The sequence below is a fragment of the Pantoea sp. GbtcB22 genome (assembly GCF_019091025.1).
GTDB lineage: Bacteria > Pseudomonadota > Gammaproteobacteria > Enterobacterales > Enterobacteriaceae > Pantoea > Pantoea leporis.
Window position 1 is genome coordinate 1 of record NZ_JAGXKB010000001.1, and the last position, 13492, is coordinate 13492.

General features: G+C 60.0%; 13 protein-coding genes. 10 read left to right on the plus strand and 3 right to left on the minus strand.

Annotated features, from left to right (window positions below):
• The 3 genes from KVT28_RS00005 to KVT28_RS00015 all read right to left on the minus strand — a co-directional run.
• A partial coding sequence (locus tag KVT28_RS00005; protein ID WP_254633430.1) for an Ig-like domain-containing protein occupies positions 1-937 on the minus strand: 937 nt, incomplete at its 3' end.
• A gap of 369 nt (positions 938-1306) precedes the next feature.
• Positions 1307-3055 (minus strand): Ig-like domain-containing protein, encoded by a 1749-nt coding sequence (locus KVT28_RS00010; protein ID WP_217546230.1) that lies wholly within the window; start codon positions 3053-3055, stop codon positions 1307-1309.
• A 213-nt stretch (positions 3056-3268) separates the two neighbouring features.
• Positions 3269-5452: a bifunctional diguanylate cyclase/phosphodiesterase gene (locus KVT28_RS00015; RefSeq protein ID WP_217546232.1), complete on the minus strand. Its 2184-nt coding sequence runs from the start codon at positions 5450-5452 to the stop codon at positions 3269-3271.
• 311 nt (positions 5453-5763) lie between these two features.
• Between KVT28_RS00015 and phnF the strand changes: the two genes are divergently transcribed.
• The 10 genes from phnF (at position 5764) to phnC (ending at position 13477) form a co-directional block, all read left to right on the plus strand.
• Positions 5764-6480 (plus strand): phosphonate metabolism transcriptional regulator PhnF, encoded by a 717-nt coding sequence (gene phnF / locus KVT28_RS00020; RefSeq protein WP_192411572.1) that lies wholly within the window; start codon positions 5764-5766, stop codon positions 6478-6480.
• Positions 6477-6923: a phosphonate C-P lyase system protein PhnG gene (phnG, locus tag KVT28_RS00025; RefSeq protein ID WP_217546235.1), complete on the plus strand. Its 447-nt coding sequence runs from the start codon at positions 6477-6479 to the stop codon at positions 6921-6923. Before phnF ends, phnG begins: the two co-directional genes overlap by 4 nt.
• Positions 6923-7498 carry a phosphonate C-P lyase system protein PhnH gene (phnH, locus tag KVT28_RS00030; protein WP_217546238.1) on the plus strand — a complete coding sequence of 192 codons (576 nt, stop codon included), beginning with the start codon at positions 6923-6925 and terminating at the stop codon, positions 7496-7498. Before phnG ends, phnH begins: the two co-directional genes overlap by 1 nt.
• On the plus strand, positions 7498-8574 hold the full coding sequence (locus KVT28_RS00035) for a carbon-phosphorus lyase complex subunit PhnI (RefSeq protein WP_137386068.1): 1077 nt from the start codon (positions 7498-7500) through the stop codon (positions 8572-8574). The genes phnH and KVT28_RS00035 overlap by 1 nt, the downstream gene beginning before the upstream one ends.
• On the plus strand, positions 8567-9415 hold the full coding sequence (locus KVT28_RS00040; RefSeq protein ID WP_008105508.1) for an alpha-D-ribose 1-methylphosphonate 5-phosphate C-P-lyase PhnJ: 849 nt from the start codon (positions 8567-8569) through the stop codon (positions 9413-9415). Before KVT28_RS00035 ends, KVT28_RS00040 begins: the two co-directional genes overlap by 8 nt.
• Positions 9405-10166: a phosphonate C-P lyase system protein PhnK gene (gene phnK / locus KVT28_RS00045; protein ID WP_110868346.1), complete on the plus strand. Its 762-nt coding sequence runs from the start codon at positions 9405-9407 to the stop codon at positions 10164-10166. The genes KVT28_RS00040 and phnK overlap by 11 nt, the downstream gene beginning before the upstream one ends.
• Positions 10167-10180: 14 nt before the next feature.
• Positions 10181-10885 carry a phosphonate C-P lyase system protein PhnL gene (phnL, locus tag KVT28_RS00050; RefSeq protein ID WP_222233639.1) on the plus strand — a complete coding sequence of 235 codons (705 nt, stop codon included), beginning with the start codon at positions 10181-10183 and terminating at the stop codon, positions 10883-10885.
• On the plus strand, positions 10882-12018 hold the full coding sequence (phnM, locus tag KVT28_RS00055) for an alpha-D-ribose 1-methylphosphonate 5-triphosphate diphosphatase (protein WP_217546240.1): 1137 nt from the start codon (positions 10882-10884) through the stop codon (positions 12016-12018). Before phnL ends, phnM begins: the two co-directional genes overlap by 4 nt.
• Positions 12018-12566 (plus strand): ribose 1,5-bisphosphokinase, encoded by a 549-nt coding sequence (gene phnN / locus KVT28_RS00060; RefSeq protein WP_101762816.1) that lies wholly within the window; start codon positions 12018-12020, stop codon positions 12564-12566. Before phnM ends, phnN begins: the two co-directional genes overlap by 1 nt.
• A gap of 80 nt (positions 12567-12646) precedes the next feature.
• On the plus strand, positions 12647-13477 hold the full coding sequence (phnC, locus tag KVT28_RS00065) for a phosphonate ABC transporter ATP-binding protein (RefSeq protein ID WP_110868350.1): 831 nt from the start codon (positions 12647-12649) through the stop codon (positions 13475-13477).
• Positions 13478-13492: the final 15 nt, after the last annotated feature.

Genomic DNA, 13492 nt, shown 5'->3' on the forward strand with positions numbered 1-13492 from the left:
ACAGCGCCGAGGCGACGTCGCCGGTGCTGGCCTGGAATTCATAGCGGCCGTACGGCAGGTTGCTGCCCGGCGTCCAGGTCCAGGTCTCGCCGCTGACGGTGGCGGTGGCGCTGCCGGCCCAGGTCGGGCTGCCGGCGAGGCGATAATAGACGATAACGGTGCTGCCGATGGAGACCTCGCCGCGCAGGGTTGGGGTGGCGTCGTCGGTGAGCGCGCCGTTGCCGAGCGCCCCGGTGAAGCTGCCCGCGTCGTCAAACGCATCGGTAATGGTAACCGTGGCGTTGTCGCCAACAATCACGATGTCAAACGCCGCTGAAGGCGCGCCGGCGCGCAGCTTGCCGGCGAAGGTCTCTTCGGCCATCAGGCGCAGGCTGTTAATGCCGTCTTGCAGGTCCTGCGCCGGCTCCATCACCCACTTGCCGGTGACCTTGTCCGCCACCGCGCTGCCGATTTTTTCATTTTTGTCGTTGAGCAGGTAAACGGTGCTGCCTTTCTGCGCGATGCCGGTCAGCGTCGGGCGTTTGTCGTCGGTGGCCTTGCCGGGGTCAAAGCTGCCGGTCACGGCGCCCTGGTCGTCGTAGAGGTTAACCAGCTCCGGCGCGTCCGGCGGGGTGGTGTCGACAATCTGGATGCCGAGCGTCGGCGTGCTGCGGTTGCCGGCGGCGTCAAAGTGGCGGAGGGAGAAGCTGTACTCGCCGTCGGCGTAGGGCGTCGGCGCTTCCCAGCGGTAAAAGCCTTTGTCGTCCACCGGGACGCGGAAGATGTCGGTGCCAATCACCAGCTCAATAAAGCCGCCGGGCTCCAGCTCGTTTTTGTTACCAAACACCAGTTTGCCGTCGGCGCTTTCGCGATATATCACCGGGCTGCGGGCTAATAAATCATTCATAGGTATCGTCCATAATGTGTTGTCAATAGTGCGTCGCGGTTTACACGACATCGCACAGCGGCGGGGATGGTAGAGCAACGTGTTACGGGCCTGTATCAAGAACCGTCTGCAAAGAAGGAAAATTCCTGGTGGAACGCAGGGGAGAAACTCTGGCACGCGCGATAAATCGCGCCGAAACGGTGACGTGCAAATTCTGAGTGATGATTACGTTTGGCCGCGCAACGGCGGGTGCGGAAAACAGGTGCCCGCAGCGGTGAAATCATAATTCAATAACCGAATGTTCTTGCGTCCTATCATGGTGTGGTCCTGTTTTGTACCGGGCATCTTTTTCACGCCGCCCACAAACAAAAAAGCCACACAGCAAAGGCTGTATGGCTTGGTAATCGCGATGCTCGATTAGCGACGCTAAATCATCAGCGTTTAAACGGCGTGTTGCACCAGTAATTCGGTCTCATCCGTGTACTGATAAACATCGTATTGAATGCCCGCAACGGTGAGGGTGCCTTGCTGCTGTTGCCAGCCGTCAATATCGTTGCCGGACAGAATATCCTCGAGCTTCACCACGTTGTTGGCGTCGCTGTCCAGCATGTACTGCGTTTTACCGTTATCAATCAATACGTCACTATCAACAACGGACAGCAGATCGCCAACACTCAGTGACGTTAACGCGTTGTTAAACGCGTCATCACCGCTTGCTGTATCTGCTGAGGTATCAATGGTGATCGCGAAGCTCTGGCTCCAGCTTGGTGCGCCCTCAACCTGCACCTGGAATGTCCAGTAGCCGTCATTCAGATTCTGCCAGGGCGTCCAGCTCCAGTTGCCCTCGTTGTCAGTGAAGGTGCTGTTGGTACGCACTCTGCCGCCATCGGTATACAAAATATCGATCAACGTATTAGCCGGACCGGTGCCATGCAGGGTTGGCAACGCGTCGTCAGTGATGCTGCCGCTGTAAAGGTCACCCTGATCGCTGCCGACGTTATCCGTAATATGGGAGATCTCAGCGTCGCGCATCGCCATACGGCCTTCTGGCGTATCAATGGTGATCGCGAAGCTCTGGCTCCAGCTCGGTGCGCCCTCAACCTGCACCTGGAACGTCCAGTAGCCGTCATTCAGATTCTGCCAGGGCGTCCAGCTCCAGTTGCCCTCGTTGTCGGTGAAGGTGCTGTTGGTGCGCACCCTGCCGCCATCGGTATACAGGATATCAATCAGCGTGTTAGCCGGTCCGGTGCCGTGCAGGGTCGGCATCGCATCATCGGTAATGCTGCCAGAGAAGCGGTCACCCTGATCGCTGCCGACATTATCCGTAATATGGGAGATTTCGGCGTCGCGCAAGGCGATACGGCCTTCCGGCGTATCAATGGTGATCGCGAAGCTCTGGCTCCAGCTCGGTGCGCCCTCAACCTGCACCTGGAACGTCCAGTAGCCGTCATTCAGATTCTGCCAGGGCGTCCAGCTCCAGTTGCCCTCGTTGTCGGTGAAGGTGCTGTTGCTGCGCACTCTGCCTCCATCGGTATACAGGATATCGATCAGCGTGTTAGCCGGTCCGGTGCCGTGCAGGGTCGGCATCGCATCATCGGTAATGCTGCCGCTGAAACGCTCGCCTTGCTCGCTGCCCACGTTATCGTAGATGTGGGTGATCAGCGCGTCCGGTGCCGCCGGGGTGTCGATGACCAGCGTGAACGCATTGCTCCACGTGTCCTGGCCGTCGGCCTGCACTTTAAATGTCCAGGTACCGTCGGCCAAATCGGCGCGTGGCGTCCAGCTCCAGTTACCGTCAGCATCGGTGGTGATGCCGTTGTAGCGAGTTACGCTGCCGTTGGTGAACATAATGTCCATGTAAGTGTTCGCCGGGCCGGTGCCGCGCAGGGTCGGAGCGGCATCATCGGTGCGGTTGCCGCTGGCACGCACGCCTTGCTCCTGTCCAACGTCATCCCAGGCATAGCGAATAACCGGGGTGATCGCTTTTACGCCGTAAGCGTAAGACGAAGGCTGGTGCGCGTAGCTTACCGGTGTGTCACTGACGAGGCTTTCAGGGAAACTGCTCAGGGTTTTGGTGGTGGTTTGCTCAATCACATAAGTTGAATTATCGAGCGCGATATAGGCGGTTGAACCGTTTTCACGCGACGCGCGGTCGGTGTCGAGGGTGTAATCCGGATAGCGTGTGTTCATCTGTGGTTCCTTAACAGAGTAAAAGAAGGGATTGACGCCTTGCTTGCCGAAACGGGCGGGCAACATGCCGATCCGGCTTGGGCTGGCAAGCGCACAGACGAGAGGATGGGTTAAACGCGTTAATCAGGGTACGAGAATGGTCCCGATGCGCACGCAGCTTTTCAATGCGTGAGCGAGAAAAGCGCGGCAGTCGGCGGCCGCCGCGCGGGAGCGTTAAGGGCGGGAAGCGGGCGGCAACATGGTCAAAATGTCATCCAGCGGCACCGCGTGGCTAAACAAATAGCCTTGCAGCTGATTACAGCCTGCATCGGCCAGCGCGTTTTTTTGGCCTTCGGTTTCCACGCCTTCAGCGGTCACCGTTAAGCCCATCGCGTGACCCAGCCGCACCACCGATTCCACAATCGCAGTAGAGTTCTGCGCCACGCCCAGCGACTGAGTAAACGAACGGTCAATCTTGATTTTGTCCACCGGGAAGCTGCTGAGGTAATTAAGGCTTGAATAGCCGGTACCGAAATCATCCAGCGCAATCCGGAAGCCGGCTTCGCGCAGCGCAATGATGCTGTTGCGCGCCTCGTGTTCATCCTCAATCAGCACGCCTTCGGTGATCTCCAGCTCCATGCGCTGCGGATCGGCACCTTCTTCCTGCACGATATGGATGATGCGCTCAACAAAATTCACCGCGCGGAACTGCACCGGCGAGACGTTCACCGCCACCACAATATCCGGCAGCTTGAGCGACGTTTTACAGGCTTCGCGCAGCACCCATTCGCCGAGCGGGATGATCATGCCGGTCTCTTCGGCGATGGCGATGAAATCACCCGGTGCAACGTCGCCGCGCATGGCGTGATGCCAGCGCAGCAGCGCTTCCAGACCTACCACCTGCTGGCCGCTGATATCCATTAGCGGCTGATACCACACCGCTAATCCACTAAACTTCACCAGCGCCTGACGCAAATCCGCCGCCATCTGCTGACGGGTGCGCAGCGATTCATCCATCACTTTTTCGAACTGGCGATACTGGCCGCGTCCGTGGTTTTTGGCATCATAAAGGGCGATATCCGCTTTGCGCATCAGCTCCAGCCGATCAATACCGTCTTTTGGCGCCAGCGCCAGACCGATGCTGACGCCCACCCACAGCTCGCTGCCCACCAGCTGATACGACTCGCTCAGGCGGCTGATGATGCGTTGCGCCAGCGATTGCACCTGACCAATATTCTCCACCTCCGGCATCACGATGATGAACTCGTCGCCGCCAATGCGGCCCACGGTGTCGCTGGTGCGCACAATCTCATTGAGGCGGCGCGCCACCTCAATGATCAACTCATCGCCGGCGTGATGGCCGTAGGTATCATTGATATTTTTGAAGCGATCAAGATCCAGCAGCAGCAGCGCCACGCGCTGATCGTGGCGTCCGGCCAGCGCCAGCGCCTGAGTTAAGCGGTCTTCCACCAGGGAACGATTGGGCAAACCGGTTAACACATCATGAAATGCCAGATGCTGCGCCTGCGCTTCACTGGCACCGAGTTTCAGCAGCGACTGCGACAGCTTGAGTGACGAGGTCCAGATGCGGCGCACCATCACCCAACACAGTACGGTAATCAGGATCACCGACAGCAAGGTAGACGGGCCGAGGGTGCGTAACATCTGCGCGCCGGGCTTATCGGGATTCCAGCTGAGGTAACCGACCGGTTCGCCCTGTTGTGAGTTCAGTAGATAGCGCGCTTTGGTTTTTCCCGCTGGCTCGCTGTCGCTGAAATGCAACTGACGCAGCTGGCTGCGATCGGCGAGGTTGCGCAGATAGCCATCGTCGAGAAACTTAATGCTCACCAGACGATAGCGCCCGGCCTGTTTGGTACTGCTGATATCGCCCACCGCCAGCGCGGCGGCGCGTTGACCGATGCGCACGAAATCGGCGTGATCGGTGGGGCCGGCTACCACATCGCTGTTTTGCACCAGCGGACTGTTCAGCATGTCCTGCAGATAAGGGCCGATGCGCTTGTCCGGCACCGGCTGGCCGTTGCGCCACACGTTAATCAGCTGGTTGTCGCGGTCCAGCAGCACCACCAGCTGGTGATCAAACATGTCATAGAGCCAGCCGCCGACATTTTGCGTCAGCCAGCGTTGATCGGGATGCGACGACGCCAGCTGATCGGCCAGCGGAGACCAGCGCGTCAGGCTGCGCAGCTGGCGCAGATGTTCCGTCAGGCTCTGGGTAAACGAAGCCTGGATCATGCGCTGTTGCTGATCGCGCGCTTCGTTATTGCTTAACGCTGTGCCCCAGAACAGACCCACGCCCGCGCCGACAAAGGTCAGAAGCAAAATTGCCAGCAGCGGCAAAATAACTTCACGCACAAAGTTGCGGCGAAAACCATCCGATAGTTTTATTGCGTTAATCATTTTAAAAGTTGGCCTGACAAGAAGGGTTCATCCTTTAACCTAGCAGAACATCCGCAGGCTGTATTCTGTAAGGGAGCTGAAAGCGTGATGTAAATTAGCGTTAATTTTTTGAATGCTGTCACAAACATAACAGTTAAAAATAATTTATTAAAAACACCCTCCGTTTCGCTGCAATTCTGCTGCCCTAAAACAAATTCATCCGCCCGTCATTGAGCCGTCACGGCGCTGTCATCTGACATGCGCAATGTAATCGCCATCCCGCAGCAAGCCCGCTGCGTTCCTCAACCAATGCGAATGAGGTATTGAGCGTGATGGAGATATCCAGACATCCGACCACTGTTTATCAGGCCGTTGCCGCCCAGCTGGAGCAGGCGCTGCAGGAGCGCTATCGCTGCGGTGATTATCTGCCTTCTGAACAGCAGCTGGCCGATCACTACGCGGTGAATCGTCACACCTTGCGGCGCGCGGTGGATGAGCTGGTCAATAAAGGCCTGCTGCAACGGCGTCACGGCGTGGGCATTTTGGTGCTAATGCGGCCGTACGATTATCCGCTGCATGCGCAGGCGCGCTTCAGCCAGAACCTGATGGAGCAGGGCAGTCATCCCACCAGCGAGCGTCTGCTGGCGGTGCTGCGTCCGGCGAGCAGCGATGTGGCGAGCGCGCTGGGCGTCAACGAAGGCGACAACGTTATTCACTTGCGCACGCTGCGCCGCGTCAATGGCGTGGCGGTGTGCGTCATTAACCACTTCCTGGCGCAACTCAGCTGGTGGCCGGCGCTGCAACAGTTCCACAGCGGTTCACTGCACGACTATATGCAGCAACAGCTTGGCCTGAGCCTGACGCGCAGCCAAACCCGCATCAGTACGCGTCGCGCGCAGGCCAAAGAGTGCAAGCAGCTGGAGATTGCGCTGCAGTCGCCGCTGCTGTGTGTGCGCACCCTCAATAAACACAGCGACGGTCAGGTAGCGGAATACTCCGTCAGCCTGACGCGTGGCGACATGATTGAACTGACTCTGGAGCACGAATGACACAGCAAACCGCCCGCCAGCATTGGCTCTCGGTGCTGGCGCACAGTGAAGCCCGCCAGCTTGAGGCGCACTGGCAGCCGTTACGTATCACTACTGATTTTGAACGCATCCGTCCGGCAGAAACCGGCTTAACCCGCCTGCAGGCGCGCATGGGCGGCAGCGGTAAGCGCTTTGTGATGGGCGATGCCACGGTGACGCGCGCGGTGGTGAAGCTGCACAACGGCACGCTCGGCTTTAGCTACGTGCTGGGGCGCGACAAAGCGCACGCCGAACGCTGCGCGCTGATTGATGCGCTGCTGCAACAGCCGGAAACCCAGGCGCTGTTGCAGGAAAAATTGATTGCCCCGCTGGCGGCTCTGCGTGAAGAGCAGCGACAGCTGCGCGCGCGTGAGATCGCCAGCTCCAAAGTGGATTTCTTTACGCTGGTTCGCGGAGATAACTGATGACTTTACTGGCAAGTTTTACCCATCCGGTGGCCGATGCCCAACGTGCTTTTCGCCGCATCCTGAAAGCGATGAGCGAGCCGGGCGTGATGGTATCGCTGCCGCTGCAACAGGGCTGGGGCGATCTCTCGCCGGCGGCCACGGCGGTGCTGCTGACGCTGGTCGATCAGGAGAGTGCGCTGTGGCTGGATGGCCGCATCGATAGTGACGTGGTACGCAGCAACCTGCGTTTCCACACCGGCGTGCCGATTGTCGATGAGCGCGATGCCCCTTTTGCGCTGACGCATGCGGCGGCCAATCCGGATCCGGCGCTGTTTGCTTCTGGCGACAACATGTCCCCGGAAAAAAGCACCACGCTGATTGTGGAAGTGCCGTCACTGAGCGGTGGCTTGACGCTGCGCCTGTCCGGTCCCGGTTTACGTGAGCCGCGCGCCATTGCGCCGCAGCTGCCGGAGGCGATTCTGCACTATCTGCGTGAGCGTCCGCATCCGTTCCCGCAAGGTGTGGATCTGATTTTCACCTGCGGTGAAGCGATGATGGCGCTGCCACGCACCACCGACGTGGAGGTGTGCTGATGTACGTTGCGGTCAAAGGGGGCGAAAAGGCGATAGCCAGCGCCCATCAGCTGCAGGCCGATCTGCGTCGTGGCGATCGCGAGGTCGCCGAATTGGGTTGCGATCAGGTGGCGCAACAGTTGGGTTTAGCGGTCGATCGCGTGATGACCGAAGGCGGCATCTACGATCCGCAGCTGGCGGCTTTAGCAATTAAACAGGCGAGCGGCGATCTGGTGGAAGCCATTTTCCTGCTACGCGCCTATCGCACCACGCTGCCGCGCCTCGCCGATAGCCTGGCGCTGGCAACCGCTGAGATGCGCCTCGAACGCCGTATCTCAGCAGTTTACAAGGATTTGCCGGGCGGCCAGGTGCTCGGCCCAACCTACGATTACAGCCATCGTCTGCTCGATTTCACCCTGCTGGCGAATGGCGAAACGCCTGCCGCGCCACGTGACGATCAGGCGCTGCCACAACGCTGTCCGCACGTGTTCAGCATGATGACGGCGGAAGGATTGGCGGCACGCGAAGAGGATGACGGCAGCGAGCCGTGCGACATCACGCGCGAACCGCCAGGCTATCCGGCTACGCGCGCCGCACGGCTGCAACAACTGGTGCGCGGCGACGAAGGTTTTCTGCTGGCGCTCGGCTACTCGACGCAGCGCGGCTACGGCCGCAACCATCCGTTCGCCGGTGAAATTCGTACCGGTTATCTCAGCGTGTCAATCTGCCCGGAAGAGTTGGGCTTTGAGATTGAGATTGGCGAAATCCTGCTGACCGAATGCGAGATGGTGAATGGCTTCACCACCGAAACTGACAGCGCGCCGCACTTTACGCGCGGTTACGGCCTGGTGTTTGGCCGTTCCGAGCGCAAAGCGATGGCGATGGCGCTGGTGGATCGCGCGTTGCAGGCGCCGGAGTACCACGAACGTATTGCCGGCCCGGCGCAGGACGAAGAGTTTGTGCTGTCGCATGCCGACAACGTCGAAGCGGCGGGCTTTGTCTCGCATCTGAAACTGCCGCACTACGTCGATTTCCAGGCGGAGCTTGAGCTGCTGAAGCAACTGCGCCAACCGCATCAGGAGCAGAACCATGAGTGAGTTAACCGGCTACAACAACGGTTATCTGGATGAGCAGACCAAACGCACCATCCGCCGCGCCATTCTGAAGGCGGTGGCGATTCCCGGTTATCAGGTGCCGTTCGCCGGACGCGAAATGCCGATGCCCTACGGTTGGGGCACCGGCGGGATTCAGATCACCGCCAGTATTATTGGCGATGCCGATGTGCTGAAGGTGATCGATCAGGGCGCGGATGACACCACCAACGCGGTATCCATTCGTCGCTTCTTCCAGCGCGTCAGCGGCGCGGCCACTACCGAAGCGACCCGTGATGCCACGCTGATCCAGACGCGTCACCGCATTCCGGAAACGCCGCTGGAAGAAGATCAAATCCTGATTTTCCAGGTGCCGATCCCTGAGCCGCTGCGCTTTATCGAGCCGCGTGAGACCGAAACCCGCACCATGCACGCGCTGGAGGAGTACGGCATCATGCAGGTGAAACTGTATGAAGATATCGCCCGCTACGGCCATATCGCCACCACCTATGCCTATCCGGTGAAGGTCAACGATCGCTACGTGATGGATCCGTCGCCGATCCCCAAATTCGACAACCCCAAAATGCACATGATGCCGGCGCTGCAGCTGTTTGGTGCCGGACGTGAGAAACGCATCTATGCGCTGCCGCCGTATACCAAAGTGGAAAGCCTCGACTTCGACGATCACCCGTTCAGCGTGCAGCAGTGGGAAGAACCCTGCGCGCTGTGCGGTTCGCGCCACAGCTACCTCGACGAGGTGGTGATGGATGACGCCGGTACGCGCATGTTTGTCTGCTCCGATACCGATTTTTGCCACCAGCAGCAGGAACAACAGCATGCACAGTGAACAGCCGCTGCTTGCGGTCAACCATCTCACCCACCTTTACGCGCCCGGCAAAGGGTTTGAAGAGGTGAGTTTTGAACTCTATCCTGGCGAAGTGTTAGGCATTGTTGGGGAATCCGGATCGGGCAAAACCACCTTGCTGCGCAGCCTGTCGGCACGCTTAGCGCCGCAGCAGGGCAACATTCTTTATCGCGCGCAGGATCTCTATCAGCTGAGCGAGAGCGATCGCCGCCGCTTGCTGCGCACCGAATGGGGCGTGGTGCATCAGCATCCGCTGGATGGTTTGCGTCCGCAGGTCACGGCGGGCGGCAACATCGGCGAGCGGCTGATGGCGGTGGGCCAGCGGCATTACGGTGATATTCGTAAAGAGGCGATGCGCTGGCTGCAGGATGTGGAGATCCCCGCCAATCGCATCGATGATCTGCCCACCACCTTTTCCGGCGGCATGCAGCAGCGTTTACAGATTGCCCGCAACCTGGTGACGCAGCCGACGCTGGTGTTTATGGATGAGCCAACCGGCGGGCTGGATGTGTCGGTGCAGGCGCGCCTGCTGGATCTGCTGCGCACGCTGGTGCGCGAGTTGAATCTGGCGGTGGTGATTGTGACGCACGATCTCGGCGTGGCGCGTTTGCTGGCGCATCGCCTGCTGGTGATGAAGCAGGGGCGCGTGGTGGAGAGCGGATTGACCGACCGGGTGCTGGACGATCCGCATCATCCGTATACGCAGCTGCTGGTTTCATCGGTGCTTAACTAATGGCGGACATCACTATGCAACCTTTATTGCGCGTAGAGCATCTGAGCAAAACCTTTGTGCTGCACAACCAAAGCGGCGCCGCGCTGCCGGTATTGCAGGACGCCAATCTTGACGTCAGCGGCGGCGAATGCGTGGTGCTGCATGGCCGCTCCGGCAGCGGCAAATCCACGCTGCTGCGCGCGCTGTACGGCAACTATCAGGCCAACAGCGGTCACATCTGGCTGCAACATCAGGGCGAATGGATCGACATGGCCAACGCGCCCGCCCGCCAGATTCTGGCGATTCGCCGCCACACCGTTGGCTGGGTCAGCCAGTTTTTGCGCGTCATCCCGCGCGTGCCCACGCTGGAGATCGTCATGCAGCCGCTGCTGGAGCGCGGCACCGAGCGCGCCTTCTGCGAAAAGCGCGCCAAAGAACTGCTGACGCGCCTCAACGTGCCGGAGCGTTTATGGTCACTGGCGCCGTCCACTTTCTCCGGCGGCGAACAGCAGCGCGTCAACATCGCACGCGGCTTTATCGCCGACTATCCGGTGCTGCTGCTGGATGAGCCAACCGCCTCGCTCGACAGCGCCAACAGCGCTGCGGTGGTGGAACTGATTGAACAGGCGCGCGCCCGCGGTGCCGCCATTGTCGGAATTTTCCATGACGAAGCGGTGCGCGCACGCGTGGCCGATCGCCTGCACGTCATGCAGCCAATGCAAGCAGGAGCAGAAGCATGATCGTCAACAACGTCCAGCTGGTGCTGGAAAACGAAGTGGTAACGGGATCGCTGGAAATCCGTGACGGGCGCATCGCCAGCTTTAGCGACAGCGTCAGCCAACAGCCGGGCGCGCTGGATGGCGAAAACGCCTTCCTGCTGCCGGGTTTGGTGGAGCTGCACACCGATAACCTCGACAAGTTCTTTGCGCCACGTCCGAAGGTGGATTGGCCCGCCTATTCGGCGATGAGCAGCCACGATGCGCTGATGGCCGCCAGCGGCATCACCACGGTGCTGGATGCGATTGGCGTCGGCGACGTCCGCGATGGCGGCCATCGTCTGGATAATCTCACCAAAATGATCGACGCGATTCAGGACAGCAATCGCAAAGGCATTAACCGCGCCGATCACCATTTGCATCTGCGCTGCGAACTGCCGCACAACACCACGCTGCCGCTATTTGAAGCGCTGATCAACACGCCGGAGCTGTCGCTGGTGTCGCTGATGGATCATTCGCCGGGCCAGCGCCAGTACGCCTCGCTGGAGATGTATCGCACCTATTATCAGGGCAAATATCAGCTCAACGACGAGCAGATGGATCAGTTTGAGCGTGAGCAGTTGGCGCTGGCCGCCGAGTTCTCCACGCCTAACCGCAACGCCATTGCCAGCTTGTGCCGATCGCGCGGCATTCCGCTGGCCAGCCACGATGATGCCACGGCGGCGCACGTTGCCGAATCGCATGCGGTCGGCAGCGCCATCGCCGAATTTCCCACCACGCTGGAGGCGGCACGCGCATCACGCAACTGCGGCATGCAGGTGCTGATGGGCGCGCCCAACATCGTGCGCGGCGGTTCGCACTCCGGCAACGTGGCAGCGGCAGAACTCGCCAGCCACGGCCTGCTGGATATTCTCTCCTCCGACTACTATCCCGCCAGCTTGCTCGATGCGGTGTTCCGGCTGGTGGCCGATGAGCGCAACACGCTGACGCTGCCGCAGGCGGCCGCGCTGGTGACCCGCAATCCGGCGCGGGCAATTGGCCTGCACGATCGCGGGCGCATCGCCGAAGGACTGCGTGCCGATTTGGTGCTGGTGCATACCGATCATGGTCATTCGCACATTCGTCACGTCTGGTCGCAAGGCAAGCGGGTGTTCTGATGGCGCGCCTGATCTGGCTTACCGGGCCTTCGGGCGCGGGAAAAGACAGCCTGCTGAACGCGCTGCGTGAAGCGCCGCCGGAGAATTTGCTGATCGCCCATCGCTACATTACGCGCGCCGCCGATGCGGGCGGCGAGAACCACGTGGCGCTAAGCGAAGCCGAGTTTCGACGGCGCGAGGCGCTGGGGTTGTTCGCCGTCAGCTGGCAGGCGCACGGCATGTATTACGGGCTGGGCGAGGAGATCGATCTGTGGCTGGCGCGCGGAATGAACGTGCTGGTGAACGGCTCGCGCCTGCATCTGCCGATGGTGCAGCAGCATTACGGCACGCAGCTGCTGCCGCTGGTGTTACAGGTTTCGCCAGCGGTGCTGGAAGCGCGTTTGCGGCAGCGTGGGCGCGAGTCAGAAGCGGAGATCGCGCAACGGCTGGCGCGTGCCGCCGAACCGCTGCCCGCGCACTGTTATGCGTTGAATAATGATGGTGCGTTGAGCGAAACACTGCTAACGCTGCGCCAGTTGCTGACCGATCCAGCCGCTGTCACCGTTTAATCATTTTACTGTCATCAAGCTTTCATCCGTTTTGCCCGTAATAGCGTGCAATCAACAGCTCAGAAGAGATGGAGTGCAACATGGCACAGGCATTACTGAAAACCGTTGTCGACAATCCCTTCCCGCACGTTACCGGGCAGGGCAACAAGGTGCTTTCGGTGCAGGGATTGTGCAAAGCGTACGGCGCCAACCAGGTGCTGGATAACGTCAGCTTCGATCTGCATGCGGGCGAGCTGGTGGCGGTGATTGGCCGCTCGGGCGCAGGCAAATCGACACTGTTACACATGCTCAACGGCACCATCAGCGCTTCACAGGGCGCGATCCTCAGCAATCGCCACGGCGAAGTGGATCGCGATGTGGTGACGCTGAACAGCCGCCAGATGCGTGAATGGCGCAGCGAATGCGGCATGATCTTCCAGGACTTCTGTCTGGTGCCGCGCCTCGACGTGCTGACCAACGTGCTGCTCGGTCGTTTAAGCCAAACCTCGACGCTGAAATCGTTCTTTAAAGTCTTCTCCGAAACCGACCGCGCCCGCGCAATCGAACTGCTGCAGTGGATGAACATGCTGCCGCAGGCGCTGCAGCGTGCGGAAAATCTCTCTGGCGGCCAGATGCAGCGCGTGGCGATTTGCCGGGCGCTGATGCAGAACCCGCGCATCCTGCTGGCGGACGAACCGGTGGCGTCACTCGATCCGAAAAACACCAAGCGCATCATGGACGTGCTGCGTCAGGTGAGCGAGCAGGGCATCAGCGTAATGGTGAACCTGCACTCAATTGAATTGGTAAAAAGCTACTGCACCCGCGTCATCGGTATTCAGCGCGGCAAAGTGCTGTTTGATGGACATCCTTCCCGGTTGACCGACGGCCTGATGCATGAGCTGTACGGCGACGAAATTAACCAGCTCCACTAACTCCCACGGCAAGAG

Bases quoted from the DNA above. Each gene is read 5' to 3' on its own strand.
- KVT28_RS00040 (WP_008105508.1), top strand. From the start codon at position 8,567: ATGAGTGAGTTAACCGGCTACAACAACGGTTATCTGGATGAGCAGACC.
- KVT28_RS00015 (WP_217546232.1), bottom strand. From the start codon at position 5,452: ATGATTAACGCAATAAAACTATCGGATGGTTTTCGCCGCAACTTTGTG.
- KVT28_RS00010 (WP_217546230.1), bottom strand. From the start codon at position 3,055: ATGAACACACGCTATCCGGATTACACCCTCGACACCGACCGCGCGTCG.
- phnK (WP_110868346.1), top strand. From the start codon at position 9,405: ATGCACAGTGAACAGCCGCTGCTTGCGGTCAACCATCTCACCCACCTT.
- phnM (WP_217546240.1), top strand. From the start codon at position 10,882: ATGATCGTCAACAACGTCCAGCTGGTGCTGGAAAACGAAGTGGTAACG.
- phnF (WP_192411572.1), top strand. From the start codon at position 5,764: ATGGAGATATCCAGACATCCGACCACTGTTTATCAGGCCGTTGCCGCC.
- phnN (WP_101762816.1), top strand. From the start codon at position 12,018: ATGGCGCGCCTGATCTGGCTTACCGGGCCTTCGGGCGCGGGAAAAGAC.
- phnG (WP_217546235.1), top strand. From the start codon at position 6,477: ATGACACAGCAAACCGCCCGCCAGCATTGGCTCTCGGTGCTGGCGCAC.
- phnC (WP_110868350.1), top strand. From the start codon at position 12,647: ATGGCACAGGCATTACTGAAAACCGTTGTCGACAATCCCTTCCCGCAC.
- phnL (WP_222233639.1), top strand. From the start codon at position 10,181: ATGCAACCTTTATTGCGCGTAGAGCATCTGAGCAAAACCTTTGTGCTG.
- KVT28_RS00035 (WP_137386068.1), top strand. From the start codon at position 7,498: ATGTACGTTGCGGTCAAAGGGGGCGAAAAGGCGATAGCCAGCGCCCAT.
- phnH (WP_217546238.1), top strand. From the start codon at position 6,923: ATGACTTTACTGGCAAGTTTTACCCATCCGGTGGCCGATGCCCAACGT.